This is a genomic window from Pseudomonas sp. BE134 (genome assembly GCF_031456105.1).
GTDB lineage: Bacteria > Pseudomonadota > Gammaproteobacteria > Pseudomonadales > Pseudomonadaceae > Aquipseudomonas.
In genome coordinates this window covers 1-25576 of sequence record NZ_JAVDUA010000008.1, presented here as the reverse complement: position 1 = coordinate 25576, position 25576 = coordinate 1, and the positions used below count along the sequence as shown (strand labels likewise).

The 25576-nt window shown below is 58.5% G+C and carries 26 protein-coding genes; 15 read left to right on the top strand and 11 right to left on the bottom strand.

The window, feature by feature from the left end; all coding sequences use genetic code 11:
* The first annotated feature begins 175 nt into the window (after window positions 1–175).
* The 7 genes from J2Y56_RS08780 (at window position 176) to trpE (ending at window position 8021) form a co-directional block, all read left to right on the top strand.
* Entirely contained in the window at window positions 176–1219 is a 1044-nt protein-coding gene (locus J2Y56_RS08780) for an ABC transporter substrate-binding protein (RefSeq protein WP_007948026.1), read from the top strand.
* Between the two features lie 190 nt (window positions 1220–1409).
* Entirely contained in the window at window positions 1410–2657 is a 1248-nt protein-coding gene (locus J2Y56_RS08775) for an ABC transporter permease (RefSeq protein WP_007948025.1), read from the top strand.
* A 12-nt stretch (window positions 2658–2669) separates the two neighbouring features.
* Complete coding sequence (locus J2Y56_RS08770) at window positions 2670–3494, top strand: ABC transporter permease (protein WP_310349771.1); 825 nt, start codon at window positions 2670–2672, stop codon at window positions 3492–3494.
* Window positions 3495–3714: 220 nt separating this feature from the next.
* Window positions 3715–4863, top strand: coding sequence for an iron-containing alcohol dehydrogenase (locus J2Y56_RS08765; RefSeq protein ID WP_310349769.1), 1149 nt, complete (start codon window positions 3715–3717; stop codon window positions 4861–4863).
* 115 nt (window positions 4864–4978) lie between these two features.
* Window positions 4979–5653 carry a ribulose-phosphate 3-epimerase gene (rpe, locus tag J2Y56_RS08760; protein WP_007948022.1) on the top strand — a complete coding sequence of 225 codons (675 nt, stop codon included), beginning with the start codon at window positions 4979–4981 and terminating at the stop codon, window positions 5651–5653.
* Window positions 5650–6468 carry a phosphoglycolate phosphatase gene (locus tag J2Y56_RS08755; protein ID WP_007948020.1) on the top strand — a complete coding sequence of 273 codons (819 nt, stop codon included), beginning with the start codon at window positions 5650–5652 and terminating at the stop codon, window positions 6466–6468. Before rpe ends, J2Y56_RS08755 begins: the two co-directional genes overlap by 4 nt.
* 71 nt (window positions 6469–6539) lie before the next feature.
* Window positions 6540–8021, top strand: coding sequence for an anthranilate synthase component I (gene trpE / locus J2Y56_RS08750; RefSeq protein WP_310349767.1), 1482 nt, complete (start codon window positions 6540–6542; stop codon window positions 8019–8021).
* A 173-nt stretch (window positions 8022–8194) separates the two neighbouring features.
* Here the strand turns inward: trpE and estP are convergent, their stop codons facing one another.
* A complete protein-coding gene (estP, locus tag J2Y56_RS08745) occupies window positions 8195–10105 on the bottom strand; it encodes an esterase EstP (protein WP_310349766.1) in 1911 nt (636 codons plus the stop codon).
* A 12-nt stretch (window positions 10106–10117) separates the two neighbouring features.
* A complete protein-coding gene (locus tag J2Y56_RS08740; protein ID WP_157214456.1) occupies window positions 10118–10471 on the bottom strand; it encodes a hypothetical protein in 354 nt (117 codons plus the stop codon).
* 43 nt (window positions 10472–10514) lie between these two features.
* Here J2Y56_RS08740 and J2Y56_RS08735 point away from each other — a divergent pair, with 43 nt between their 5' ends.
* The 4 genes from J2Y56_RS08735 to J2Y56_RS08720 all read left to right on the top strand — a co-directional run bounded on the left by J2Y56_RS08735 (window position 10515) and on the right by J2Y56_RS08720 (window position 13841).
* Window positions 10515–11108 carry an aminodeoxychorismate/anthranilate synthase component II gene (locus J2Y56_RS08735; protein ID WP_007947981.1) on the top strand — a complete coding sequence of 198 codons (594 nt, stop codon included), beginning with the start codon at window positions 10515–10517 and terminating at the stop codon, window positions 11106–11108.
* Between the two features lie 9 nt (window positions 11109–11117).
* Window positions 11118–12167 (top strand): anthranilate phosphoribosyltransferase, encoded by a 1050-nt coding sequence (trpD, locus tag J2Y56_RS08730; protein WP_007947980.1) that lies wholly within the window; start codon window positions 11118–11120, stop codon window positions 12165–12167.
* Entirely contained in the window at window positions 12164–12994 is an 831-nt protein-coding gene (gene trpC / locus J2Y56_RS08725; RefSeq protein ID WP_007947979.1) for an indole-3-glycerol phosphate synthase TrpC, read from the top strand. Before trpD ends, trpC begins: the two co-directional genes overlap by 4 nt.
* 145 nt (window positions 12995–13139) lie before the next feature.
* On the top strand, window positions 13140–13841 hold the full coding sequence (locus J2Y56_RS08720; protein ID WP_310333617.1) for a lipoyl protein ligase domain-containing protein: 702 nt from the start codon (window positions 13140–13142) through the stop codon (window positions 13839–13841).
* Here J2Y56_RS08720 and crp read toward each other — a convergent pair.
* Window positions 13838–14482 carry a cAMP-activated global transcriptional regulator CRP gene (crp, locus tag J2Y56_RS08715; protein ID WP_007947977.1) on the bottom strand — a complete coding sequence of 215 codons (645 nt, stop codon included), beginning with the start codon at window positions 14480–14482 and terminating at the stop codon, window positions 13838–13840. The two genes, J2Y56_RS08720 and crp, sit on opposite strands and share 4 nt — an antisense overlap.
* A 236-nt stretch (window positions 14483–14718) precedes the next feature.
* On the opposite strand from crp, the gene J2Y56_RS08710 reads away from it, so the two are divergent.
* A complete protein-coding gene (locus J2Y56_RS08710) occupies window positions 14719–15141 on the top strand; it encodes an OsmC family protein (RefSeq protein WP_007941657.1) in 423 nt (140 codons plus the stop codon).
* 57 nt (window positions 15142–15198) lie between these two features.
* Here the strand turns inward: J2Y56_RS08710 and coq7 are convergent, their stop codons facing one another.
* From coq7 to hemJ, 6 genes are all read right to left on the bottom strand, one after another.
* Window positions 15199–15846, bottom strand: coding sequence for a 2-polyprenyl-3-methyl-6-methoxy-1,4-benzoquinone monooxygenase (gene coq7, locus J2Y56_RS08705; RefSeq protein ID WP_007947976.1), 648 nt, complete (start codon window positions 15844–15846; stop codon window positions 15199–15201).
* A 108-nt stretch (window positions 15847–15954) separates the two neighbouring features.
* Window positions 15955–16293: a histidine triad nucleotide-binding protein gene (locus tag J2Y56_RS08700; protein WP_007947975.1), complete on the bottom strand. Its 339-nt coding sequence runs from the start codon at window positions 16291–16293 to the stop codon at window positions 15955–15957.
* An 81-nt stretch (window positions 16294–16374) separates the two neighbouring features.
* Window positions 16375–17163 (bottom strand): SDR family oxidoreductase, encoded by a 789-nt coding sequence (locus J2Y56_RS08695; protein WP_150780475.1) that lies wholly within the window; start codon window positions 17161–17163, stop codon window positions 16375–16377.
* Between the two features lie 61 nt (window positions 17164–17224).
* Window positions 17225–18202 (bottom strand): DUF805 domain-containing protein, encoded by a 978-nt coding sequence (locus tag J2Y56_RS08690; protein WP_310349763.1) that lies wholly within the window; start codon window positions 18200–18202, stop codon window positions 17225–17227.
* Between the two features lie 97 nt (window positions 18203–18299).
* Window positions 18300–19268 carry a nitronate monooxygenase family protein gene (locus J2Y56_RS08685; RefSeq protein ID WP_310349761.1) on the bottom strand — a complete coding sequence of 323 codons (969 nt, stop codon included), beginning with the start codon at window positions 19266–19268 and terminating at the stop codon, window positions 18300–18302.
* Between the two features lie 33 nt (window positions 19269–19301).
* Window positions 19302–19730 carry a protoporphyrinogen oxidase HemJ gene (gene hemJ, locus J2Y56_RS08680; protein ID WP_007947971.1) on the bottom strand — a complete coding sequence of 143 codons (429 nt, stop codon included), beginning with the start codon at window positions 19728–19730 and terminating at the stop codon, window positions 19302–19304.
* A 135-nt stretch (window positions 19731–19865) separates the two neighbouring features.
* On the opposite strand from hemJ, the gene argC reads away from it, so the two are divergent.
* Complete coding sequence (gene argC / locus J2Y56_RS08675) at window positions 19866–20900, top strand: N-acetyl-gamma-glutamyl-phosphate reductase (RefSeq protein WP_007947970.1); 1035 nt, start codon at window positions 19866–19868, stop codon at window positions 20898–20900.
* Between the two features lie 155 nt (window positions 20901–21055).
* Entirely contained in the window at window positions 21056–21406 is a 351-nt protein-coding gene (gene erpA / locus J2Y56_RS08670; RefSeq protein WP_007947969.1) for an iron-sulfur cluster insertion protein ErpA, read from the top strand.
* 69 nt (window positions 21407–21475) lie between these two features.
* Here erpA and J2Y56_RS08665 read toward each other — a convergent pair whose 3' ends face one another.
* Together J2Y56_RS08665 and J2Y56_RS08660 are read right to left on the bottom strand one after the other, a co-directional pair.
* Window positions 21476–22567: an anhydro-N-acetylmuramic acid kinase gene (locus tag J2Y56_RS08665; protein WP_310349759.1), complete on the bottom strand. Its 1092-nt coding sequence runs from the start codon at window positions 22565–22567 to the stop codon at window positions 21476–21478.
* Between the two features lie 3 nt (window positions 22568–22570).
* Window positions 22571–23983, bottom strand: a complete 1413-nt coding sequence (locus J2Y56_RS08660) for a peptidoglycan DD-metalloendopeptidase family protein (protein ID WP_007947967.1) — start codon at window positions 23981–23983, stop codon at window positions 22571–22573.
* A gap of 213 nt (window positions 23984–24196) precedes the next feature.
* Here J2Y56_RS08660 and tyrS point away from each other — a divergent pair, with 213 nt between their 5' ends.
* Window positions 24197–25396, top strand: coding sequence for a tyrosine--tRNA ligase (gene tyrS / locus J2Y56_RS08655; protein ID WP_310349757.1), 1200 nt, complete (start codon window positions 24197–24199; stop codon window positions 25394–25396).
* The last annotated feature ends 180 nt before the right edge of the window (window positions 25397–25576 follow it).

Below are 25576 nucleotides of genomic sequence, written 5' to 3'. Positions count from 1 at the left end.
GGCCAGGCTGCGTTGCAGGCCTTGGAAAGGGAACACCATTCCCAGCGGCCTGCGCCTTGCCTGGCCCGCTTTAAGGCGACAACGCGGTGAGGAAACTAAGTGAGAGCGTCCCCTTGAGGCGAATTGATCGCCCCGGCTTCAACAACACCAACCCTGCACGTGGAGAGAACAATAAATGTTGAGATCCCTGAAATTCACCGCCCTGGTCATGGGCATGATCGGTGCGGCACACGCGATGGCGGCGGGTCCGGACCTGACTGTGGTGTCCTTTGGCGGTGCGAACAAGGCTGCGCAGGTCAAAGCCTTCTACGCACCGTGGGAAGCGGCAGGCAACGGCAAGATCGTGGCGGGCGAGTACAACGGCGAAATGGCCAAGGTCAAGGCCATGGTCGACACCAAAAGCGTGTCCTGGGACCTGGTAGAAGTTGAATCGCCAGAACTGTCCCGTGGCTGCGACGAAGACATGTTCGAGCAGCTTGATCCCAAGCTGTTTGGCAACCCCGCGGACTTCGTCAAAGGCGCTATCCAGCCGTGTGGCGTGGGCTTCTTCGTGTGGTCGACCGTGTTGGCCTACAACGCCGACAAACTGGCTTCCGCGCCAACCAGCTGGGTGGATTTCTGGGACACCAAGAAATTCCCGGGCAAGCGTGGCCTGCGCAAAGGCGCCAAATACACCCTGGAATTCGCTCTGATGGCCGACGGCGTAGCGCCCAAAGACGTCTACAAAGTACTGGCCGGCAAGGATGGTCAGGACCGCGCGTTCAAGAAACTCGATGAGCTCAAACCAAGCATCCAGTGGTGGGAAGCCGGCGCACAACCGCCGCAGTACCTCGCTTCCGGCGACGTGGTCATGAGCTCGGCCTACAACGGCCGGATCGCTGCCGTGCAGAAAGAAAGCAACCTGAAAGTGGTGTGGAACGGCGGCATCTACGACTTCGACGCATGGGCGATTCCAAAAGGTCTGGATAAAACACGCGCTGAAGCGGCGAAGAAGTTCATCGCCTTCTCGGTGCAGCCGCAGCAGCAGAAGACCTACTCGGAAAACATCGCCTACGGCCCGGCCAATATCCAGGCCGTACCGTTGCTGGCCAAGGATGTCCTGAAAGACATGCCGACCACCCCGGAAAACATCGCCAACCAGGTGCAGATCGATGTCAGCTTCTGGGCTGACAACGGCGAGCAACTGGAACAGCGCTTCAATTCCTGGGCTGCCAAGTAACACATGTAACAAGGGACGACGGTTCACTGGTTGATCGTTCCCACGCTCTGCGTGGGAATGCCGCCCGGGACGCTCCGCGTCCTTGTGACGCAGAGCGTCACTGGATGCGTTCCCACGCAGAGCGTGGGAACGATCATGGTTCGGGGTGCTTCTGCGCCTCTGTAACGATCAAAGATTTCCGGAGTACGCCATGGCCACCGCCATTCCCCTGAACGCGGGCACTGACCCCACCTTGAAGCAGCGACTCAAGCACGCCGAGCGGATCAACCGCTGGAAGGCTCAAGCCTTGATCGCGCCGTTGGTGCTGTTTCTGTTGCTGGTGTTCCTGGTGCCAATCGTGGCGCTGCTCTACAAAAGCGTGGGTAACCCGGAAGTGGTCGGCGGCATGCCGCGCACTGTGTCGGCCATCGCTGGCTGGGACGGCCGAGGCCTGCCCGCTGAACCGGTTTACAAAGCGGCCAGCGAAGACCTCGCCGAAGCCCGCAAGAATCAAACCCTGGGCGATTTGTCCAAGCGCTTGAACATGGAACTGGCCGGCTACCGCAGCCTGCTGACCAAAACCGCGCGTGCCTTGCCGTTCGCCACTGAACCGGCTTCCTATAAAGAAGCGCTGGAAGCGCTCGACGAGCGTTGGGGCGACCCGGCCTACTGGCAAGCGGTGCGCCGCAACGTCAGCAGCATTACGCCTTACTACCTGCTGGCGGCGGTCGATCATCGGATCGATGACCTCGGCGAACTGGCCCCGGCGACACCCGATCAGGCGATTTACCTGGATATCTTCGCCCGGACCTTCTGGATGGGGCTGGTCATTACGGCGATCTGCCTGGTGCTGGCGTATCCATTGGCTTACCTGCTGGCGAACCTGCCTTCGCGTCAAAGCAACCTGTTGATGATTCTGGTCCTGCTGCCGTTCTGGACCTCGATCCTGGTGCGTGTCGCTGCGTGGATCGTGTTGTTGCAATCGGGCGGCCTGATCAACAGCGGCCTGATGGCCATGGGCATCATCGATAAACCGTTGGAACTGGTGTTCAACCGCACCGGGGTTTACATCTCCATGGTGCATATCCTGCTGCCATTCATGATTTTGCCGATCTACAGCGTCATGAAAGGCATCTCGCCAACCTACATGCGTGCCGCGATTTCCCTCGGCTGCCACCCGTTCGCCAGTTTCTGGCGCGTGTACTTCCCGCAGACCTATGCCGGTGTCGGTGCCGGTTGCCTGTTGGTGTTCATCCTCGCCATCGGCTACTACATCACCCCGGCGTTGCTGGGCAGCCCGAACGATCAGATGGTCAGCTACTTCGTCGCCTTCTACACCAACACCAGCATCAACTGGGGCATGGCGACCGCACTGGGTGGACTGCTGTTGTTGGCGACTGTGGTGCTTTATCTGATTTACAGCTGGCTGGTGGGTGCCAGTCGCCTGCGCCTGAGCTAAGGGGAGAACGAAATGCTGAGTCCTTATATGTCGCCCGTTGAGCGGGTGTGGTTCTACAGTTTGCGGATTCTCTGCGGCCTGGTTTTGCTGTTCCTGATTTTGCCGGTGCTGGTGATTATTCCGCTGTCGTTCAACTCGGGCAGTTTCCTGGTGTACCCGCTGCAAGGCTTCTCGCTGCACTGGTATCAGGACTTCTTCGGCTCGGCCGAATGGATGCGCGCACTGAAGAACAGCATCATTGTTGCCCCGGCGGCGACGGTGCTGGCGATGATCTTCGGTACGCTTGCGGCGATCGGCCTGACCCGCGGCGACTTTCCCGGCAAGCCACTGGTCATGGCACTGGTGATTTCGCCGATGGTGGTGCCGGTGGTTATCATTGGTGTGGCGAGTTACCTGTTTTTTGCCCCGTTGGGATTGGGCAATAGCTTCTTCTCGCTGATCGTGGTGCATGCGGTGTTGGGTGTGCCGTTTGTGATCATCACCGTGTCGGCGACGTTGCAGGGGTTCAACCAAAATCTGGTGCGCGCCGCTGCAAGTCTCGGTGCCTCGCCGCTGACGGCATTCCGCCGGGTGACGTTGCCGTTGATTGCACCGGGGGTGATCTCTGGAGCGCTGTTTGCCTTTGCGACATCGTTCGATGAAGTGGTGGTCACGCTGTTCCTCGCGGGTCCCGAACAAGCGACCTTGCCACGGCAGATGTTCAGCGGGATTCGTGAAAACCTCAGTCCGACGATTGCGGCGGCCGCGACACTGTTGATTGCCTTCTCGGTAATCCTGCTGCTGACCCTGGAATGGCTGCGCGGGCGCAGCGAAAAACTGCGCACTGCCCAGGTCTGACGCCACACACTTCCCCTGTGGGAGCGAGCCTGCTCGCGAAAGCGTAGTGTCAGCCGACATCAATGTTGAATGACACACCGCTATCGCGAGCAGGCTCGCTCCCACAGTTGAATTGTGGTGGTTTCAGGATCGTTGGTTATTCACGACCTGAATAACAGACAAACCCCAATCCCCAGCTACTATTGTGCCCAGCTCCCCTATCTATAAGAGGCTGCGCACGATGAGTCTTTCCTCTTTTAAAATTGCTCATAAACTGATCACCGGTGCAGGTGCCATCGAGCAGCTCGCCGCTGAACTGACGCGTCTTGATGTCGATAACCCGCTGATCGTTACCGATGCAGCACTGGTCAAATCCGGCACTGTCGAGTTGGCGCTGGCGCAGCTGGGTGATCGCACCTACGAGATTTTCGACCGGGTCCTGCCAGACCCGGAAATCGCCATTGTCGAAGACTGCATGCGGGTTTATCGCGACGGTGGGCATGACGGCTTGATCGGTCTGGGCGGTGGCAGCGCCATCGACATTGCCAAGAGCGTGGCGGCGTATGCCGGTTACCACGGCGCGCTGGAAGATCTGTTCGGTGTCGATCAGGTGCCGCGTAAAGGCCCGCCGCTGATCGCCATCCCGACCACCGCCGGTACGGGGTCGGAAGTCACCAACGTGGCGATCCTTTCCGACAAGGTCGCGCAGCTGAAAAAAGGCATCGTCAGCGACTATCTATTACCCGACGTGGCGCTCGTCAGTCCGCAAATGACCCTGACCTGTCCGCGCAGTGTCACCGCTGCCAGTGGCGTCGATGCACTGGTGCATGCCATCGAGTCCTATCTGTCCGTCAATGCCTCGCCGATCACTGATGCCCTGGCCATCGGCGCCATCAAGCTGATCGCCAAGGCGCTGCCCAAGTCCTATGCCAATCCATCCAACCTGCAAGCCCGCGAAGACATGGCCACCGCCAGCCTGATGGCGGGTATGGCGTTCGGCAATGCCGGGGTTGGCGCGGTGCATGCGCTAGCTTATCCGCTGGGCGGACGTTTCAACATCGCCCACGGTGTCAGCAACGCCTTGTTGCTGCCGTATGTCATGACCTGGAACAAGATGGCCTGCGTTGAGCGCATGCAAGATATTGCCGAGGCCATGGGGGTGAAGACCGCTCATCTGAGTGCCAACGAGGCCGCGGACAAAGCCGTGGAGGCGATGACCGCACTGTGCGCAGCGGTGGAAATCCCGCTGGGCATGCGCAGCTTCGGCGTTCCCGAGGACGCCATCCCGGCCATGGCCGCTGAAGCGGCGGGGATCGAGCGCTTGATGCGCAACAACCCACGCAAATTGAGCGCCGCCGATATCGAGAAGATCTACCGAGCGGCGTACTAGAGCCTGCCGTGACTTAATGATCGAAGGCAGGCCCAATCATCGCGGTCACAGTGCGCGCGCCAAAGTATGAGGTATACAATGCGCGCCATCGTGATTCCGCTCAAAAAGGTGCGTCATGCAGCCCTTCGTCATTGCTCCGTCGATTCTCTCCGCCGACTTCGCCCGCCTGGGTGAAGAAGTGGACAACGTCCTGGCCGCCGGTGCCGACTTCGTGCACTTCGATGTCATGGACAACCACTACGTGCCCAACCTGACCATCGGCCCGATGGTGTGTGCGGCGCTGCGTAAATACGGCGTGACCGCGCCAATCGACGCGCACCTGATGGTCAGCCCGGTGGACCGTATCGTCGGTGACTTCATCGAAGCCGGTGCGACTTACATCACCTTCCATCCGGAAGCCTCGCAGCACGTCGACCGTTCCCTGCAACTGATCCGCGAAGGCGGCTGCAAGTCTGGCCTGGTGTTCAACCCGGCGACCCCGCTGAGCGTGCTCGAATACGTGATGGACAAGGTCGACATGATCTTGCTGATGAGCGTCAACCCGGGTTTTGGCGGGCAAAAGTTCATCCCCGGCACCCTCGACAAACTGCGCCAGGCGCGTGCGTTGATCGATGCCTCCGGGCGTGACATTCGCCTGGAAATCGACGGCGGCGTGAACGTGAACAACATTCGTGAAATCGCTGCGGCTGGCGCTGACACCTTTGTCGCGGGCTCGGCGATTTTCAACACGCCAAACTATCAGGAAGTGATCGAGAAGATGCGCGCCGAACTGGCACTGGCTCGCCCATGAGTGGTTTTGAGCAGTTGTTCCCGGGGCGTCTGCCGCGGCTGGTGATGTTCGATCTGGATGGCACGCTGATCGATTCGCTCCCGGACCTCGCAGCGGCTGTGGATAACATGCTGCTCAAGCTGGGGCGTCAGCCTGCCGGCATCGAGTCGGTACGTGAATGGGTCGGCAACGGCGCGCCGGTATTGGTGCGGCGTGCGCTGGCGGGAAGCATCGAGCATTCCGCCGTCGACAACAGTGAGGCTGAACGCGCACTGGAGATTTTCATGCAGGCCTATGGCGCAAGCCATGAGCTGACTGTGGTTTACCCCGGTGTGCGCGATACCTTGAAGTGGCTGCACAAGCAGGGCGTGGAGATGGCGCTGATCACCAACAAACCGGAGCGTTTCGTCGCGCCGCTGCTGGATCAGATGAAAATCGGCCGCTACTTCAAATGGATCATCGGCGGCGATACCTTGCCGCAAAAAAAGCCCGACCCGGCCGCGCTGTTTTTCGTGATGAAAATGGCCAACATCCCGGCCTCGCAATCCTTGTTCGTCGGCGATTCGCGCAGCGATGTGCTGGCGGCGAAAGCAGCGGGGGTCAAGTGTGTGGCGCTCAGTTACGGCTACAACCATGGCCGGCCGATTGCCGAAGAGTCGCCGGCGCTGGTGATCGACGATCTGCGCAAACTAATTCGCGGTTGCCTGGATCCAGCCGCTGAGATAACGTTGCGCGACGCTGTTCAACCCCCTGCTGGAAACGCCATCGTGGTGGTCACTCGCAAACTCTGGATGAAAGTCATCAAGGCCCTGGCCCGCTGGCGTTGGCGCGCCTGACTTGTTCCTGGCCGGCGTACCGGCGCGTTTGCATACCTGACCGTTAGACCCTCAAGCCACGAGGCTACCCCATGATCCGCGAAGAATTCCTGCGTTTGGCCGCTGCCGGCTACAACCGCATCCCGCTTGCCTGCGAAACCCTGGCTGACTTCGACACGCCGCTGTCGATCTACCTGAAACTGGCTGACGAGCCGAACTCCTACCTGCTGGAATCGGTTCAGGGCGGGGAAAAGTGGGGCCGTTATTCGATCATTGGCCTGCCGTGCCGCACCGTGCTGCGGGTGCATGACCATCACGTCAGTGTGACCGTCGACGGCATCGAGACCGAAAGTCACGACGTTGAAGACCCGCTGGCGTTCGTCGAAACCTTCAAGTCCCGTTACAACGTGCCGACCATTGCCGGTCTGCCGCGTTTCAATGGCGGTCTGGTAGGGTATTTCGGTTATGACTGCGTGCGGTATGTGGAGAAGCGCTTGGGCAAATGCCCGAACCCTGATCCACTCGGCGTGCCGGACATTCTGCTGATGGTCTCCGATGCGGTGGTGGTGTTCGACAACCTCGCCGGCAAGATGCACGCGATTGTGCTGGCCGATCCGGCGCAGGCCGATGCTTTCGAGCAAGGCCTGGAACGTCTGGAAGAGCTGCTGGAAAAGCTTCGCCAGCCGATCACGCCGCGCCGTGGCCTGGATTTCAGCAAGCAACAGTCGGCTGATCCGGTGTTCCGTTCGAGCTTCACCCAGGACGATTACGAAAAAGCCGTCGACACCATCAAGGAATACATCCTGGCCGGTGACTGCATGCAGGTCGTGCCGTCCCAACGCATGTCGATCGACTTCAAGGCGGCCCCGATCGATCTGTACCGTGCGCTGCGTTGCTTCAACCCGACACCTTATATGTACTTCTTCAACTTCGGCGATTTCCATGTCGTGGGCAGTTCGCCCGAAGTGCTGGTGCGGGTCGAAGACAATTTGATTACCGTGCGCCCGATTGCCGGCACCCGGCCACGCGGCGCCAACGAAGAAGCCGATATGGCACTGGAAAAAGACCTGCTGTCCGACGACAAGGAAATTGCCGAGCACTTGATGCTGATCGACCTGGGTCGTAACGACACCGGTCGGGTCTCGGAAATCGGCTCGGTGAAACTCACCGAGAAGATGGTCATCGAGCGTTATTCCAACGTGATGCACATCGTGTCCAACGTCACCGGGCAATTGAAGGCCGGCCTGACCGCGATGGATGCGTTGCGGGCGATTCTGCCGGCGGGCACGTTGTCGGGTGCGCCGAAGATTCGGGCGATGGAAATCATCGATGAACTGGAACCGGTGAAACGGGGCGTCTACGGCGGTGCGGTGGGTTATTTTGCCTGGAACGGCAACATGGACACCGCGATTGCAATCCGCACGGCGGTGATCAAGAACGGCGAACTGCACGTGCAGGCTGGTGGCGGCATCGTCGCCGACTCGGTACCTGCGCTGGAATGGGAAGAAACCCTGAACAAACGCCGCGCGATGTTCCGCGCCGTGGCCCTGGCCGAGCAAACTCCGGACACCTGAGTTCACCGGTAACCCTGTGGGAGCGAGCCTGCTCGCGAAAGCGGTGTATCAAGCGAAGTTGATGTCGACTGACACGGCCCCTTCGCGAGCAGGCTCGCTCCCACATTGATTTTGCTCACCACATAAAAAACGCGACGCCTGTAAGGGCGCCGCGTTTTTTATCGCCTCGCGATTTAGAACTCCAACGCAACCCCTAAATTAATCCCTTGCTGGGTAAAGTCGTCATCCTTGCGAATGTTGTAGCTGGCGCGCAGTGCCAGTTCCTTGGTGAGGTTGTGGCTCACGCCGAGGTTCACCCGGTTCAGATTGGTTTGCGGGGTGTAGCCTTCCAGCGTGAACTGATTGTTGGGCAGGCTATTGAGGCTGATGGTCACGTCCTGAACATCGTCGTTGTACTCACGCTCGTGAGCCACTTCGCCGAATACCTCGGTTTGTGAGGTGATCTGGTATTTGCCCTGCAAACCGACGCCCAGACGTCGGGAAATACTTTCCTGATCGGCAAAATTCAGCGCTGTGGAATCAGTGGCTTGCTCCGAGTAACCATCGACTTTTACCTTGGAGAAATCGGCGCTGACAAACGGCGACAAGTGCCAAGGGCTACTGACTTGCTGTGCGATGTCGTAGCCGAGGCGAGCGCTAGCGGCTTCGACGTAGCCACTGGTGTCGCCTTTTTCGCTGCGTTCGTTGGCGCCCAGCTGGAATTTACGTTTGAGGCTGTCGTAATCCAGATGCCCGGCCGTCAACGCCATGTCAGCCCATACGCGATTTTGTTGGTATTGGGCGAATGCCGTACCCAGGTAAGTGTTGAGCTTGTAGTCGGAGTCGTTAGTCCCGGCTTCGAGCTTCTGGTTATAGAAACCGGCCGCCACACCGACGCGCCAGGCATCGTCGAGGCGGTAGCTGCCACCGATGTTCAGGTTGTACCCATTACCGTCGGCGCTGACGACGCTGTCCTGCCCGTCAAAATCCTGATGCTGGCCACCGCCTGCAACAATGGCTTGCCATTGGCCGACGCCTTGCCAGTTTTCCCAGTCAGCCATCCATTGGTTACGCAGTTCGTCCTGGTGAGAACGCAGGGTGCCTTGGGCCATTTGCGGCAGCAGCGTCAGCTCCCACGGTGCTGACAACAGGGAGTACGCATAATCGGCGATCAGACGTTGCCCGGCTTCGGTTGGGTGTACCGAGTCGTTGTAGATCAGCTTGGTCGGGTCTGGGGTGGCGCTGTTGATGCCGTAACGGGCGTTCTCGGTGCAGCCGCTGCCGCTGAAGCAGGTGGCGGTCAGGTTCTGATCGGTCGCCAGGCCGAACTGGGCCGGGTTGGCGAAAGCTTCATTGAGCAACACCGGGATGTTCAGCGGGATGATTTCGGCATTGATGTTCTGCAGTCGGCTCACCAATTCGGTGTTGAATTGGGCACTGAGCTGAGAGGTGAACGCTTGCAGCGGGCTGCCGTTGATTGCTGGCGTCAGGCCGATATCGGGCAGCAGCCAGACCATGATGTATTTGGCCCCGGTGGTTTGCAGCGTCTGCACGCTGTTGGCCAATCGGTCGGCGGCGGCACTGGCCTGAGGCAGGCTGGTGACGCGGCCTTGCAGGAAGTCGTTACCGCCACCCGACAGGTAATACAGCGCGTTCGGGTCGGCACGGAAGTTGTTCGAAGGCAGGTAACCCGCCCGGGTACGCTCGCCAGTGGCGGAAGTGGTGGTGATCGAATCGAGAATCTGATCGGTGCGATAACCGCCGACGGCCCAGTTGTTGCCATCGGGCTGACCATTGCTGGCGCGAACCGCCGAATTCGATGACGCGGTCTGGTCCGCCGAATACCCCAGTTTTCCACCCAGTATTTGCGTGGAGTTGAGCGAGCGGACTTCGCCGCTGCCATCCAGATAAACCGGCCCCGTCCGGTTGGTGTAACGTTGGGTCGACCCGGCAGGTCCGCCGGTGTCGGCAAAGGTCCCGGCGTCGTTGAGGCTGTCGCCGAAGACGACGAAACCGGTGTAAGGATTCGGTACTGCGCTCGCTTGGGCGCAGGCCATCGCGAGCAAGCATCCTGCGAGCGGTACAAACAACGTCTGTTTGATCATGAGCAAGTCCATTTATTTATTGTTGTAGTGAACAAAACGACAGTACCAAAAACTTCCAGCCTTTTGCCATCTGTCGCGCAGCCTTTGATAGTTTCGCGAGCAGTAGCCCCGGCCATATTGCACGCTCTGCCCGGCTAAGTTACTGTGCCCGGACGTATGAAAGAGACCTTCTCCGTGTTGATCATCAGTAAACTCCTGGATCAAGTCATCAAGGCACACGCCCGCTGGCGTTGGCGCGCCTGAATTCTTTTTGCCGGCCCCGTCGGCCCTGTACCGCTTTGCCTTCTTTGCCTGTTTGAAATGCCGCTTTGCTGGCGCTGCTCCAGCACCTGACAAAGCGCAGCGCTCTGCGGGTAAATCATTCAAAGGCCATCTTTAAAGTCAGTGAATTCAAGAGGTTCAAAACGCCATGTTGCTGATGATCGATAACTACGACTCCTTTACCTACAACGTTGTGCAATACCTTGGTGAGCTCGGCTCCCAGGTCAAAGTCGTGCGCAACGATGAACTGACCATCGCTCAAATCGAAGCCCTCAACCCGGAGCGCATCGTGGTGTCCCCCGGTCCTTGCACCCCGACCGAAGCCGGGATCTCGATTGAAGCGATCAAGCATTTCGCCGGCAAACTGCCGATTCTTGGCGTCTGCCTCGGCCACCAGTCCATCGGCCAGGCGTTTGGCGGTGATGTGGTTCGCGCCCGTCAAGTGATGCACGGAAAGACTAGCCCGGTATTCCACGAGGACAAGGGCGTATTCGAAGGCCTGAATCGCCCGCTGACGGTGACGCGCTATCATTCGCTGATCGTCAAGCGTGAAACCCTGCCTGATTGCCTGGAGCTCACTGCCTGGACCCAGCTTGAAGACGGTTCGGTCGACGAGATCATGGGCTTGCGCCACAAGACACTGAACATCGAAGGCGTGCAGTTCCACCCTGAATCGATCCTCACCGAGCAGGGCCACGAACTGTTCGCTAACTTCCTCAAACAAACCGGCGGCACGCGCTAAGGACTTTTCATGAATATCAAGACAGCCCTGGGCCGTATCGTCGATCACCTCGACCTCAGCACCGATGAAATGCGTGATGTGATGCGCGAAATCATGACTGGCCAATGCTCGGATGCGCAGATCGGCGCGTTCATGATGGCCATGCGCATGAAGAGCGAAAGCATCGACGAAATCGTCGGCGCCGTGTCGGTCATGCGCGAGCTGGCGGACAAGGTCGAACTCAAGACCCTCGACGGCGTGGTCGATGTGGTCGGGACCGGCGGTGACGGTGCCAATATTTTTAACGTGTCGACCGCTTCGTCTTTCGTGGTCGCGGCGGCCGGCTGCACCGTGGCCAAACACGGTAACCGTGCGGTTTCGGGCAAAAGCGGCAGCGCCGATTTGCTGGAGGCGGCGGGCATCTACCTCAACCTGACGCCGGTTCAGGTGGCACGTTGCATCGACAATGTCGGCATCGGTTTCATGTTCGCCCAGACTCACCACCGTGCGATGAAATACGCCGCCGGTCCGCGCAAGGACCTTGGCCTGCGTACCCTGTTCAACATGCTCGGCCCGCTTACGAACCCGGCCGGTGTGAAGCATCAGGTAGTCGGCGTGTTCAACCAGGCGCTGTGCCGGCCGTTGGCCGAGGTCTTGCAGCGACTGGGCAGCAAGCACGTGCTGGTGGTGCACTCGAAGGATGGCCTGGACGAATTCAGTCTGGCGGCGCCGACCTTCGTGGCGGAATTGAAGAACGACCAGATCATCGAATATTGGGTCGAGCCGGAAGACCTGGGCATGAAGAGCCAGAGCCTGCACGGGCTGGCAGTCGAAAGCCCGGCAGCCTCGCTGGAGCTGATACGCGATGCCTTGGGCAAACGCAAAACCGAAAGCGGTCAGAAAGCCGCCGAGATGATCATGCTCAATGCCGGTGCCGCGCTGTACGCCGCCGACCATGCAACCAGTTTGAAAGAAGGCGTTGCCTTGGCGCACGATGCGCTGCACACAGGCCTCGCTCGGGAGAAACTGGAGGAGTTGGGTGCATTTACCGCGGTATTCAAAGTGGAGAATGAAGGATGAGTGTACCGACGGTTCTGGAAAACATTCTGGCGCGCAAGGTCCAGGAAGTCGCCGAGCGTAGCGCTCGTGTGAGCCTGGCCGAGCTGGAAAGTCTGGCCAAGGCGGCCGATGCACCCCGTGGTTTTGCCCGGGCGTTGTTGGCGCAAGCCAAGCTCAAGCAGCCGGCGGTGATTGCCGAAATCAAGAAAGCCTCGCCGAGCAAGGGCGTGATCCGCGAGAACTTTGTTCCCGCCGACATCGCCAAAAGCTACGAGAAGGGCGGCGCGACGTGTTTGTCGGTGCTGACCGATATCGATTACTTCCAGGGTGCCGATGCCTATCTGCAACAGGCCCGGGCTGCGTGCAAACTGCCAGTGATCCGCAAGGACTTCATGATCGATCCTTACCAGATCGTCGAAGCACGGGCACTGGGCGCCGATTGCGTGTTGTTGATCGTTTCCGCGCTGGATGACGTGAAAATGGCCGAACTGGCGGCCGTGGCAAAAAGTGTCGGCCTCGATGTGCTGGTGGAAGTTCACGACGGTGACGAGCTGGAGCGGGCATTGAAAACCCTCGACACCCCGCTGGTCGGCATCAACAACCGCAACCTGCACACCTTCGACGTCAGCCTGGAAACCACGCTCGACCTGTTGCCGCGTATCCCTCGTGATCGCCTGGTGATTACCGAGAGTGGCATCCTCAATCGTGCCGATGTCGAGCTGATGGAAATCAGCGACGTGTATGCGTTCCTGGTTGGCGAAGCGTTCATGCGTGCCGAAAGCCCGGGGACTGAATTGCAGCGTCTGTTCTTTCCTGAGCGCGCGGTAAGTGGTTCTACACTCGACTGATTTCTTCCAGACCGAGTCGACCCCATCGCGAGCAGGCTCGCTCCCACAAGAGATCTACTGACACCGGAGATCCAATGTGGGAGCGAGCCTGCTCGCGATGGCGGCATAAGTAACACCATAGACTTCCTGTCCAACGGAATACCTAATGACCTCAATCGTCTCTTTGACTGTCGAAGCCGGCCTGCAAGCCGAACAGGATCTGTTGGCGTCGGTCTGTGCCGACGACGTTGAATTTGGTCTGCTGTTCTGGCAACCCAATGACCGGGCCTTGGTCATGCCCCGTCGCTTGAACCGCCTACCCGGTTTCGACGCTGCCTGCGAAGTCTCAGCCGCTGCCGGTTGGCCTGTGCTGTTGCGTGAAACCGGCGGCGAACCGGTGCCGCAATCGGCATCAACCATCAACATCGCACTGGTCTACGCACCGCCGCGTACTGAAGGCGACCAGAACCGTATCGAAACAGCCTATCGCCGACTCTGTGATCCGATCTGCCAAATGCTGGATGAGCTCGGCGGTGTGTCGTCCCTCGGCGAAATCGAGGGCGCATTCTGCGATGGCCGTTTCAACGTCAACCTGGACGGCCGCAAGATGGTCGGCACCGCTCAGCGCTGGCGCCAAAGCAAGGGCGGTACGCGTCCGGTCGGGTTGGTTCACGGTGCGTTGTTGCTGGATAACGAGCGCGATTCGATGGTCGCGGCGGTCAATCGCTTCAATGAAGCCTGCGGTCTGGAACAGCGTGTTCGCGCCGAAAGCCACATCGCCCTGCATGAGAAGTTCGCCGCGCCCGATGCCCTCGGGCGGCTCGATACGCTTTATCGCCAGTTGCTGGCAGACATGTTCCACGCTTAGCGCGTACCGAAGACCACCATGGTCTTGCCTTTGACGTCCACCAGGTTGCGTTCTTCGAGATCCTTGAGCACGCGACCGACCATTTCACGCGAGCAGCCGACAATCCGGCCGATTTCCTGACGGGTCACTTTGATCTGCATGCCGTCCGGGTGGGTCATCGCGTCCGGCTGCTTGCACAGTTCCAGCAGGCAACGGGCAACGCGACCTGTCACGTCGAAGAACGCCAGATCACCGACCTTGCGTGTGGTGTTGCGCAGACGCTGTGCGATTTGTCCGCTGAGGACGTAAAGAATGTCTGGATCCTGCAGGGACAGTTCACGGAATTTCGCGTAGCTGATTTCCGCGACCTCGCATTCGATCTTCGCGCGCACCCAGGCGCTGCGTGCCTGTTCCTGGCCGGCCTGTTCGAACAGGCCCAACTCCCCGAAAAAATCCCCGGCGTTCAGGTAGGAAATGATCATTTCGCGACCGTCGTCATCCTCGATCAGGATCGTGACCGAGCCTTTGATAATGAAGAACAGTGTTTCCGAGCGATCGCCCGCGCAAATAATGTTGCTCTTGGCCGCATAGCGACGGCGCTGGCAATGCATCAACAGCTTGTCGAGGTTTTTGATTTTGGGTACTGGGGTAATAGCAACCATGGTTGTATCCCGAAAAGACTTCGCGGTGTGTATTGGTTTTCTGATGAGTCGCCGACAACGGTCAATGCAAAGCTGGCCATGCGCCAGTGAATTGGCGCCAGCTTAACAGACACTTCCTTGAAGATTTGAGAATTTACCTACGACGTAGACACTTGCGTCTTAGGAAGGTCAGACGCTGTCGATCAAGGCCCCTGTGCTAAGCTGGCGACCCTTTTTTAGACAGTGGAGTCTTGGCGATGAAGGCACGCATCCAATGGGCTGGCGAAGCCATGTTCCTCGGTGAATCCGGCAGCGGTCACGTAGTGGTCATGGACGGTCCGCCCGATGCCGGCGGTCGCAACCTGGGTGTCAGGCCGATGGAAATGCTCCTGCTCGGTGTTGGCGGTTGCAGTAATTTCGACGTGGTCAGCATCCTCAAGAAGTCCCGTCAGGCTGTCGAAAGCTGCGAAGCCTTCCTCGAAGCCGAGCGTGCGACCGAGGACCCTAAAGTCTTCACCAAAATTCACATGCACTTCGTGGTCAAGGGCCGTGGGCTGAAAGAAGCCCAGGTCAAACGGGCCATCGAGTTGTCGGCAGAGAAGTACTGCTCGGCCTCGATCATGCTGGGTGCGGCAGGCGTGGCGATCACCCACGATTACGAGATCATCGAACTCGGTTGAGCCAGGCACAAAAAAGGCGACTCCCTCACGGCAGTCGCCTTTTTTATTGCTCAACGGTCAGATCCGATAAGTACTCTTGGTCATCACCTTGGCCAACAGACTCATCCCGAACTTCACCGGCGCCGGAAAACGGAACCCTCCGGCATCCAGCGCACTTTCCGCGTGCTGTTCTTCATCAATACGCATCTGCTCAAGAATCGCCCGGGACTTTTCGTCCTCGACCGGCAATTGCTCAAGGTGTTCATTCAAGTGCTTGCACACTTGATGTTCGGTGGCGGCAACAAACCCCAGGCTGACTTTGTCGCTGATCAGCCCGGCCACCGCGCCAATCCCGAACGACATGCCATAAAACAGCGGATTGAGAATGCTGGTGTGACTGCCCAACTGATGAATGCGTTGCTCGCACCAGACCAGATGGTCGATTTCTTCTTCGGCAGCATGCTCCATGGCCGCACGTACGTGCGGGAGCCTGGCGGTCAGGGCTTGCCCTTGATACAGCGCTTGAGCACAGACTTCGCCGGTATGGTTGATGCGCATCAGGCCGGCAACGTGCCGGGTGTCCTCATCGCTCAATGTCGCATCGGGCTGGACGATGGCCGGCGACGGACGGTAGGGCTGGCCGCTGGAAGGCAGCAGGGTGCGCATGGCGGCGTCGGCTTGCAGCAGAAGACGGTCAATCGGCGAGTAGTGACGTTGGGTAGTCATGCTGACCTCCGGGAAAAATCTCGGCGGCCAGTTTAACCCAATCGGCCGGGGAAGGTTTGAGCTGGGTCATGGGGGAGTGGCTGGCCACTCCCTTGGTGCAATGTGCAATCAGCCCGGTGGCCAATGCATCTGGCGCTGACCGAGCACGTGCATATGAATGTGATAGACAGTCTGCCCACCTTCCTCATTACAGTTCATGACAACGCGGAAGCCTTTTTCGCAACCCAGTTCCAGCGCCAGACGCTGCGCGGTGAACAGAATATGCCCGGCCAGCGCCTTGTCTTCCTCGGTAAGGTCGTTGAGGGTGCGCACGGGTTTCTTCGGGATCACCAGAAAATGCACGGGTGCCTGTGGGGCGATATCGTGGAAGGCCAGTACCTGGTCGTCCTCGTAAATGATCTTCGCCGGGATTTCCCGGTTGATGATCTTGGTGAACAGAGTATCCACAGCTGTTTTCTCCGTTGTTTTGGCTGGCGTGAGTGTACTCATGGGGGATGCCCGCGCCCAGCGTTTTACCGCAGGACGCATTTAGCGCGGGCAGTAAACCTTGTTGACCATGCCCGCGATTGTCCGGTTTAACCAGCGAGAACCGAACCGCGGCAGAAAGGCCCGCCAACGGTTGCTTCGGCCCGGAATAATGATCGCGCGATTTTTCTCCAGGGCCCGCACGGTATACAGCGCCACTTCTTCGGGGCTCATCAGCATTTTGCTGTCGGCCAGTTTGCTTGTGTCCAACTGCGCGGTGCGAAAAAAACCGGTGCGCGTCGGGCCGGGGCAGAGCACCGAGACCTTGACTGCACATTTCTTCAACTCGACACGCAAACCTTCGGAAAAATGCAGCACATACGCTTTGCTCGCGTAGTAAGTGCTCATCCACGGGCCGGGAATAAATGCGGCGACCGAGGCTACATTGAGGATTTGCCCGCCACCCTGCAACGCCATGCTGTTTCCAATGGCATGGCAGAGTCGGGTGAGTGCCAGAATGTTCACTTCGATCAGGTCCTGCTCGGTCATCCAGTCTTGAGCGAGAAAGGGACCGCAGGTGCCTATTCCAGCGCAGTTCACCAGCAGATCAATCTGACGGTCACCTTCCTCCAGTTCCAGCAGAAACCCCGACAGCCGCAGCGGCTCGCCGAGATCACAGGCACGGAAAAGCACCTCCACGCCAAAACGTTGAGTCAGTTCAATCGCAATACTTTCCAGCTGATCACGCTGTCGGGCCACCAGAATAAGGCTGCGGCCGCGCCGGGCCAGCGCTTCGGCCATCGCCAGGCCGATGCCGCTGGAAGCGCCGGTGATCAGAGCGTAACGGGTCATGCAGTTCTCCATCGCAACAGCTCCGCGCCGCGACGCAGGTGTCACGGGCGGGGAGCGCTGTTTATTCTTTCGCAGAGTCTACAGGGGACGGGGCTTCTTCGGCTTCATCGTCTGCAGAATCCGGTGCGGTATCGATGACTTCGGCCGGCTCGACGTCCATCTCGTCATTCGTCACCGAGCCGCTGTCATAGCTGCTTTCAGTAGCGCTTTCATACTCTTGCTGAATCACAGTAAAACCGCCGGACAGCGCCGCCACGAAGACGATGGCGATAAACACCACCCACAACGAAGACAGGACTTTGACGGCGGTGCTGTTTGGCGGTGGCGGCGGGCCGTAGCGATTGGCGATGTTGGAGCCGGGGATGACCATGATCACGAACGGAAAGAGGCTGCCCACGAACGGGACGAAGTTCAATAGCCAAAGCCATCCGGACCAGCCGATGTCGTGCAAGCGCTGCACGCTGATCTGAATGCTGACCACCACGATCCCGATGAACAGGATCAGCGCCACCAGTCCACCGACAATCAGACCGGCACTCGAGTCTGCGCTGATCAGGGCGACGGCGAAAACCGCGAGTGCCGATCCGACACCCAGCATCACAAGGGTCAAGACCATCGTCCACGCCAGATAACGCAAACGGCCGATACGCCCTTCGACGCTGAACGGTTTGAGTGTGGAGAACGCGGGCAGGTTTTCACCGACGCTGGCCTGCGGCGGAGCGTAAGGGGACACCGGGTCGTGGAAGACCGGTTGAGCCTTGGCGGGAAGGTGTTCCTGAGCGTCGGTCAGGCTCAGCTCTATGGGCGATTCGCTTTCGATCCGCGCATTGATGCCGGTTTTCGTCAGTGCCTGAAGGTAGGATTGCGCCTCGACTTGTGACAGACCTTGCTTGAGCGTGACAGTCTTGCCCGAGAACAGCCGTTCGACCGCAGCGACTTTGCTTTTGTACAGCGCGGCGAGATTCTGTTTGGCAGTAGTCAGCTCAACACCGGGCAGCAGAGCGCCGTCGAATACGATCTTGAAACGGTTTTCGCTCATTGCGAGGCATCCTTGTCGCGAGTGATTGAATTAGAAAATCTTGCGGGCATGGATGGAGTGTAGGGCCAGCCGGAAGGGGCTGGCCAAAACTTTTATCTCAGCGCGGCCAGCGTTTTGGCAACTGTGCCGCCAGTTCCAGTGCCTTTCGATATTCCGCGTCCAGACGGGCGACCAATTGATCGACACTCGGCAAATCATCGATTTCCCCAACGCCCTGGCCCGCAGACCACACGGTTTTCCAGGCCTTGGCTTCATCGCTGATCGGTTTGAGTTTGGAACCGAAGTTGACCTCACCCTTGTTTTGCAGGGCTGCCATATCAAAACCGGCGGCTTCCAGGCTTTGACGCATGAAACTTGCCGGTACGCCGGACACTGCTGGAGTATGGACGATGTCCGCTGCCCTGGAAGTCAGCAACATCTCTTTGTAGGCGTCAGGCGCATGACTTTCAGTGGTGCCGATAAATCGTGTACCGAAGTAGGCTAAATCCGCACCGAGCAATTGCGCAGCAAGAATCTCATGGCCGTGGTTCAAGCAGCCGGCCAGCAGAAGGGTCTTGTCGAAGAACTGGCGGATTTCCGCGATCAGCGAGAACGGGCTCCAGGTACCGGCGTGCCCACCGGCGCCCGCGGCCACTGCAATCAAGCCATCCACACCGGCCTCGGCGGCTTTTTCCGCATGACGGCGAGTCGTCACGTCGTGGAACACCAGGCCGCCATAGCTATGCACGGCGTCGACCACTTCTTTCACGGCGCCCAGGCTTGTGATCACAATCGGCACTTTGTGCTCGATGCAGATCTCCAGGTCCGCTTGCAGGCGTGGATTGCTGTTGTGGACGATCATGTTGACCGCATAAGGGGCCGGATTCTCCAATGCCGCCAAGCCAGCTTCGATCTCTTCAAGCCAGGCCTTGAAGCCGCTGCTCTCGCGCTGGTTCAACGCGGGGAAACTGCCGACCACGCCATTACGGCAGCAGGCGAGCACCAATTGCGGATTGGAAATCAGGAACATTGGCGCAGCCACCACGGGCAGACGCAAACGTTGTTCGAGCAGTGCGGGCAGCGACATTGGAGGTACCCCGGTGAGTTGTGCTTATTGACGTTAGAACGGCCGAACCACGACCAGAATTACGATAGCCAGCAATATCAGAACCGGGACTTCATTGAACCAGCGATAAAAGACATGGCTGCGGGTGTTTTCGCCACGGGCAAAACGCTTCACCTGTGCGCCGCACATGTGGTGGTAGCCAATCAGGATCACAACCAGCGTCAGTTTGGCGTGAATCCATCCACCCTGACTGAAGATGCTCGGGTTGAGGCCGATCAGCGCGATGCCGAAAATCAGGGTGGCGATCATCGCCGGGCCCATGATGCCGCGGTACAGCTTGCGCTCCATGATACTGAAGCGTTCCTTGCTGACGGTGTCTTCACTTTGCGCGTGATAAACGAACAGGCGCGGCAGGTAGAACAGGCCGGCAAACCAGCAGACCATGCTGACGATGTGAAGCGCTTTGAGCCACAGATAAAGCATTTTTGGTTATTCCCAGGTTCACGGTAGTCCGGATAGTAGAGGCTTGAGCGTCCGCACGTCACCTTGCCGGTTGTCGCAGAACGATACGCACCCTATTATCGACGGCTTTCCAGTGGGTTCGTTGAGGGCAGTTTTATGGTCAAGGTCGGTATCGTCGGCGGCACGGGTTACACCGGTGTCGAACTGCTGCGTCTGTTGGCACAGCATCCGCAAGCTGAAGTGGTAGTGATCACTTCCCGATCCGAGGCGGGCCTGGCCGTTGCCGACATGTACCCGAACCTGCGAGGCCATTACGACGGCCTGGCCTTTAGTGTTCCGGACATCAAGACGCTGGGCGCCTGTGATGTGGTGTTCTTCGCCACCCCACACGGTGTTGCCCATGCGCTGGCCGGCGAACTGTTGGCGGCCGGGACCAAGGTCATCGACCTGTCGGCTGACTTCCGTCTGCAAGACGCCGCGGAGTGGGCCAAGTGGTACGGTCAACCGCACGGTGCGCCGGAACTGCTGGAAGAAGCGGTCTACGGCTTGCCGGAAGTCAATCGCGAGCAAATCAAGGATGCTCGCCTGATCGCCGTTCCGGGTTGCTACCCGACCGCTACACAATTGGGTTTCCTGCCTTTGCTCGAAGCCGGCCTGGCCGACACCACTCGTTTGATCGCTGACTGCAAATCCGGCGTCAGCGGTGCCGGGCGTGGCGCCTCTGTAGGATCGCTGTACTCCGAGACGTCGGAAAGCATGAAAGCCTACTCGGTCAAGGGTCACCGTCACTTGCCGGAAATCCGCCAGGGGCTGCGTCGCGCCGCGGGCAAGGATGTCGGTTTGACCTTCGTTCCGCACCTGACACCAATGATCCGTGGCATTCACTCGACGCTTTACGCGACCGTCGTGGATCGCTCGGTCGATCTGCAGGCACTCTTTGAAAAGCGTTATGCCAACGAACCGTTCGTCGATGTAATGCCCACCGGCAGCCATCCGGAAACACGTAGCGTGCGCGGTGCCAACGTGTGCCGTATCGCCGTGCATCGCCCGCAAGATGGAGATCTGGTGGTGGTGTTGTCGGTGATCGACAACCTGGTCAAAGGGGCGTCGGGTCAGGCGGTGCAGAACATGAACATCCTGTTTGGTCTGGATGAGCGCTTGGGCTTGTCCCACGCGGGTATGTTGCCTTAAAGAGCAGCTACAAGCTTCAAGTTGTAAGCCGCAAGCTTGAAGCTCACAACTTGAAGCTTGCCGCTGCTCCTCAAATAGTTGACCGATTTTCTAGGACAAGCGGATAATGCGCGTCATCACGCATTATGGCGGCGTAACGCCGGGAGATAGTCAGCATGAGCGTCGAATCCTTCACCCCCACGGCTTTGCAATTCACCCACGGTGCCGCGCACAAGGTGAAGAGCCTGGTCGATGAAGAGGGGAATGATCGCTTGAAGCTGCGCGTATTCGTTACGGGCGGCGGTTGTTCAGGTTTTCAGTATGGCTTTACCTTCGATGAAGAAGTGGCCGATGACGACACCATCGTCGAGCGCGAAGGCGTGAGCCTGGTCGTGGATCCGATGAGTTTCCAGTACCTGGCAGGTGCCGAGGTGGATTATCAGGAAGGTCTGGAAGGTTCGCGCTTCGTGATCAAGAACCCGAACGCCAGCACAACCTGTGGTTGCGGCTCTTCGTTCTCGATCTGATCGCATTTTCAGCGCAATGCAAAACGCCGCAGAACCTTTTGGGTTGTGCGGCGTTTTGCTGTCTGATGTTTACGCGGGGTAGATAGCGCCAAGTACGCGCAGGCCGCGGGCGCCGGTGACGCTGGGGCGATTGGCAGCGATGCCTTCGAGACAGCAATGGGCCAGCCAGGCGAACGCCATGGCTTCAACCCAGTCGGGGTCCACACCATGCGTGGCGGTGCTGCTGACTTGCGCATTAGGCAGCAACTCGGCCAAGCGCTTCATCAGCGTAACGTTGTGTGCGCCACCGCCACAGACCAGCAATTCCTGAGTGTCCGATTGAGCGTGTTGCAGTGACTCGACGATGGTCAGCGCGGTGAGTTCAAGCAGGGTCGATTGCACGTCTTCGGCAGCGAAGGCCGGTAGTTTCGCGAGGTGCTGTGTCAGCCATGGCAGGTTAAACACTTCGCGGCCGGTGCTTTTGGGTCCTTTGGTCACGAAGAAGGGATCACTCAGTAGTTCATTCAGCAATACCTGTTGGACATTGCCGCTGGCAGCCCATTGGCCGTCGCGGTCAAAGTTGTCGCCGCGCTGTTGATGGATCCAGGCATCCAGCAGCACATTACCCGGACCGCAGTCGAAACCCGCAACGGGTTTGCCGGGTTCGATCAGGCTGAGATTGCTGAACCCACCAACGTTCAAGACCGCGCGATGACCGGCGCGCTCATCAAACAAGGCTTCGTGGAAGGCTGGAACCAGTGGCGCACCTTGCCCGCCAGCCGCTACATCACGGCTGCGGAAATCGCTGACTACGGTAATGCCGGTCAACTCGGTCAGCAGGGCTGGGTTGCCGATCTGCACCGTGAAACCGCGCGCCGGCTCGTGGCGAATGGTCTGGCCGTGGCTGCCAATCGCGCGAACGTCTTCGGGCTTCAGGTTTTGTTGTTTAAGCAAGGTATGAATGCCCTGGGCGGCCAGTTCTACCCAGTTTTGTTGGGCGATGGCTGAGCGGGCAATCTCGTCCGGGCCGCTGGCGCACAAGACAAGCAGCTCATTGCGCAGGGATTCGGGCATGGGAATGTAGTGCGTGGCAATCAACTTGATCGCCGGGGAGAGCTCGACCAGCGCGATGTCCAGGCCATCGAGACTGGTTCCGGACATCACACCTATATAGAGCGTCATGGCTTAGCGCTTGCTCGAAGCCAGCAGGGTGGATTTCTCTTGATCCATGCGTGCCATCAGCGGTTGGCTCTGCGCAAGGAAGCGTGCGCGCTCGGCTTTGGAAATTGGATCAGCCATCGCCACCTTCTGGCCTAGTGGGTCGACGTGCACGCCATTGACCTGGAACTCGTAGTGCAGATGCGGACCGGTGGAGAGCCCGGTGGTGCCGATATAACCGATAACCTGGCCTTGTTTCACAGAGCCGCCGGTCTTTACACCTTTGGCGAAGCCTTGCATGTGGCCATACAGCGTGGTGTAGGTGGCGCCGTGCTGGATGATTACGGTATTGCCGTAGCCACCGCGGCGACCGGCCAGCAATACTTTTCCGTCACCCGCAGCCTTGATCGGTGTGCCCCGTGGTGCTGCGTAGTCGACGCCTTTGTGGGCGCGGATCTTGTTCAGGATTGGGTGCTTGCGCCCCATGGAGAATTTCGAACTGATGCGGGCAAAGTCAACCGGCGTGCGGATGAATGCTTTACGCATGCTGTTGCCTTCAGCGGTGTAGTAACTGGCGTTGCCTTGCTTGTTGGTATAACGCACGGCGGTATAGGTCTTGCCGCGGTTGGTGAACCGCGCGGAGAGTATCGGCCCGTTGCCGACAGCCTTGCCGTTGACGACTTTCTGCTCGTAGATCACATCGAACTCGTCACCCTGGCGAATATCCTGGGCGAAGTCGACGTCGTAGCCAAACACGCTGGCCATGTCCATGGCCTGGCTGTGGGAGAGCCCGGCGCGAGCGGCGGATTGCGATAGCGAACTGTTGATCACGCCATGAACATAGGCTGAGCGCACGGTAGGTTTGGCGGTGACGCGGTTGAACACATAACCCTTGTCATTCTTGGTCAGGGTAATGCTTTCGAGGTCGTTGAGCTTGCTGTGCAGGTTGGTCAGTTGGCCTTCGGGGTTTAGTTCGAATTCGAGCTTCTGGCCGCGTTTAAGCTGGCTGAACTGTTTGGCTTGTTTGTCGCTGGCCAGAATTTCATGCACCGATGTGGCCGGGAGGCCGACTTTTTCAAACAGCGTGGACAGCGTATCGCCTTTGGAAACGATCACTTCCCTGTGGCTTGAAGGCTTCTTTTCTTCGACCACCGGCTCGGCTTGAGCGGTCTCCTGCGGTTCTTCGGTGCTGTTTTCGATTTGCGCGAAAGGGGTGACTACAGGCTCATTTGTGGCTTGAGCGGCGTCAGCAGCGTCTTGGTCTTGTGACAATTGTTCGGCAGGGCTTTCAAGTTCAAGACTCAGGGTTGTCCTTTTGGCTTCAACATCGCTGGAAGGGAATACCAGAAGCGCCAGGCTCAGCAGGGCGGCGATGCCACTTGCTGCGAGGAGGTGGGTCTTCGGGTAAAGCGGCGGCGCTTTAGACGATTCTTTGGTCATAAGTGATTTTTTGACTTTGAAAAAGATGAATTGGAAAAGATGAATGACATGATGAAGATGAAATAACTGTATAAAATATAACCAAATCATCTCTGAAGCAAGTCCGCGGACACTCTGCCAGCGGATTGGCGTCATTGCGCCGGCCAAACTTTGTATTTGACGCGTGATCTTGTATGGTTGGTCCCCTTTGAATTCGAGCCTTGCGGGTCTGTTATGAAGTCGGTTGAAGAGCAGCTAGCGCTGATTAAACGTGGTGCGGAAGAACTGTTGGTTGAGTCCGAGCTGATCGAGAAGCTCAAGCGTGGCCAACCGCTACGTATTAAGGCTGGCTTCGATCCGACCGCGCCGGATTTGCACCTGGGTCACACCGTGCTTATTAATAAGCTGCGTCAGTTCCAGGAGCTGGGGCATCAAGTGATCTTCCTGATAGGGGACTTCACCGGGATGATCGGTGACCCGAGTGGCAAGAGTGCAACTCGTCCGCCGCTCACCCGTGAGCAGGTTCTCGAGAATGCCGAGACCTACAAGACTCAAGTCTTCAAGATTCTTGATCCGGCAAAAACCGAAGTTGCGTTCAACTCCACCTGGATGGACCAGATGGCGCCGGCAGACTTCATTCGCCTGACTTCCCAGTACACGGTTGCTCGCATGCTCGAGCGCGACGACTTCGACAAGCGCTACACGACCAATCAGCCAATCGCTATTCACGAGTTCCTCTATCCGCTGGTGCAGGGTTACGACTCGGTGGCGTTGCGCGCGGATGTCGAGTTGGGGGGTACCGATCAGAAGTTCAACCTGTTGATGGGGCGCGAGCTGCAGCGCGGGTACGGCCAAGAGCCGCAGTGCATTCTGACCATGCCGTTGCTCGAAGGCCTGGATGGGGTGAAGAAGATGTCCAAGTCCTTGGGCAACTACGTCGGTATCCAGGAAGCACCAGGTGTCATGTACAGCAAACTGGTTTCCATTCCGGATGCGTTGATGTGGCGCTACTTCGAACTGCTCAGCTTTCTCTCCATGGATGAGATCAATGCATTCCGTGCGGATGTCGAGGCTGGTGCAAACCCGCGTGACATCAAAATCAAACTGGCAGAAGAGATCGTTGCGCGTTTCCATGGCGAGGAGGCTGCGGCCAGTGCTCACCGCGGGGCGGGTAATCGTATGAAAGAAGGCGAGCTGCCAGATGATCTGCCGGAAATCGAATTGACTGCTGCCGAAGATATGCCGATTGCGGCTGTTCTTAATAAGGCCGGGCTGGTGAAGAATTCGGCAGTGGCGCGTGACCTGCTGAACTCTGGCGGCGTACGTATAGATGGTGAAGTGGTCGATCGCACCTTTATATACGTACTGGGTGCGACGCACGTTTGCCAGGCCGGTAAGAAGTCATTTGCGCGTATTACATTGAAATCCGAGTAAAGCTGCAATCAGTGCTTGACGGCAGATTCTGGATGTCTATAATTCGCCCCACTTCCGGCGCAGTCGAAACGGAAAACTCCTTGATAAACAAAGAGTTACGCAGTTTTCGACAGCAGGCGGCTTCAGTTCATCGAAGCCCGAAAGGAAGTTGAAAAAGAGGTGTTGACAGCAGCGTGTAAC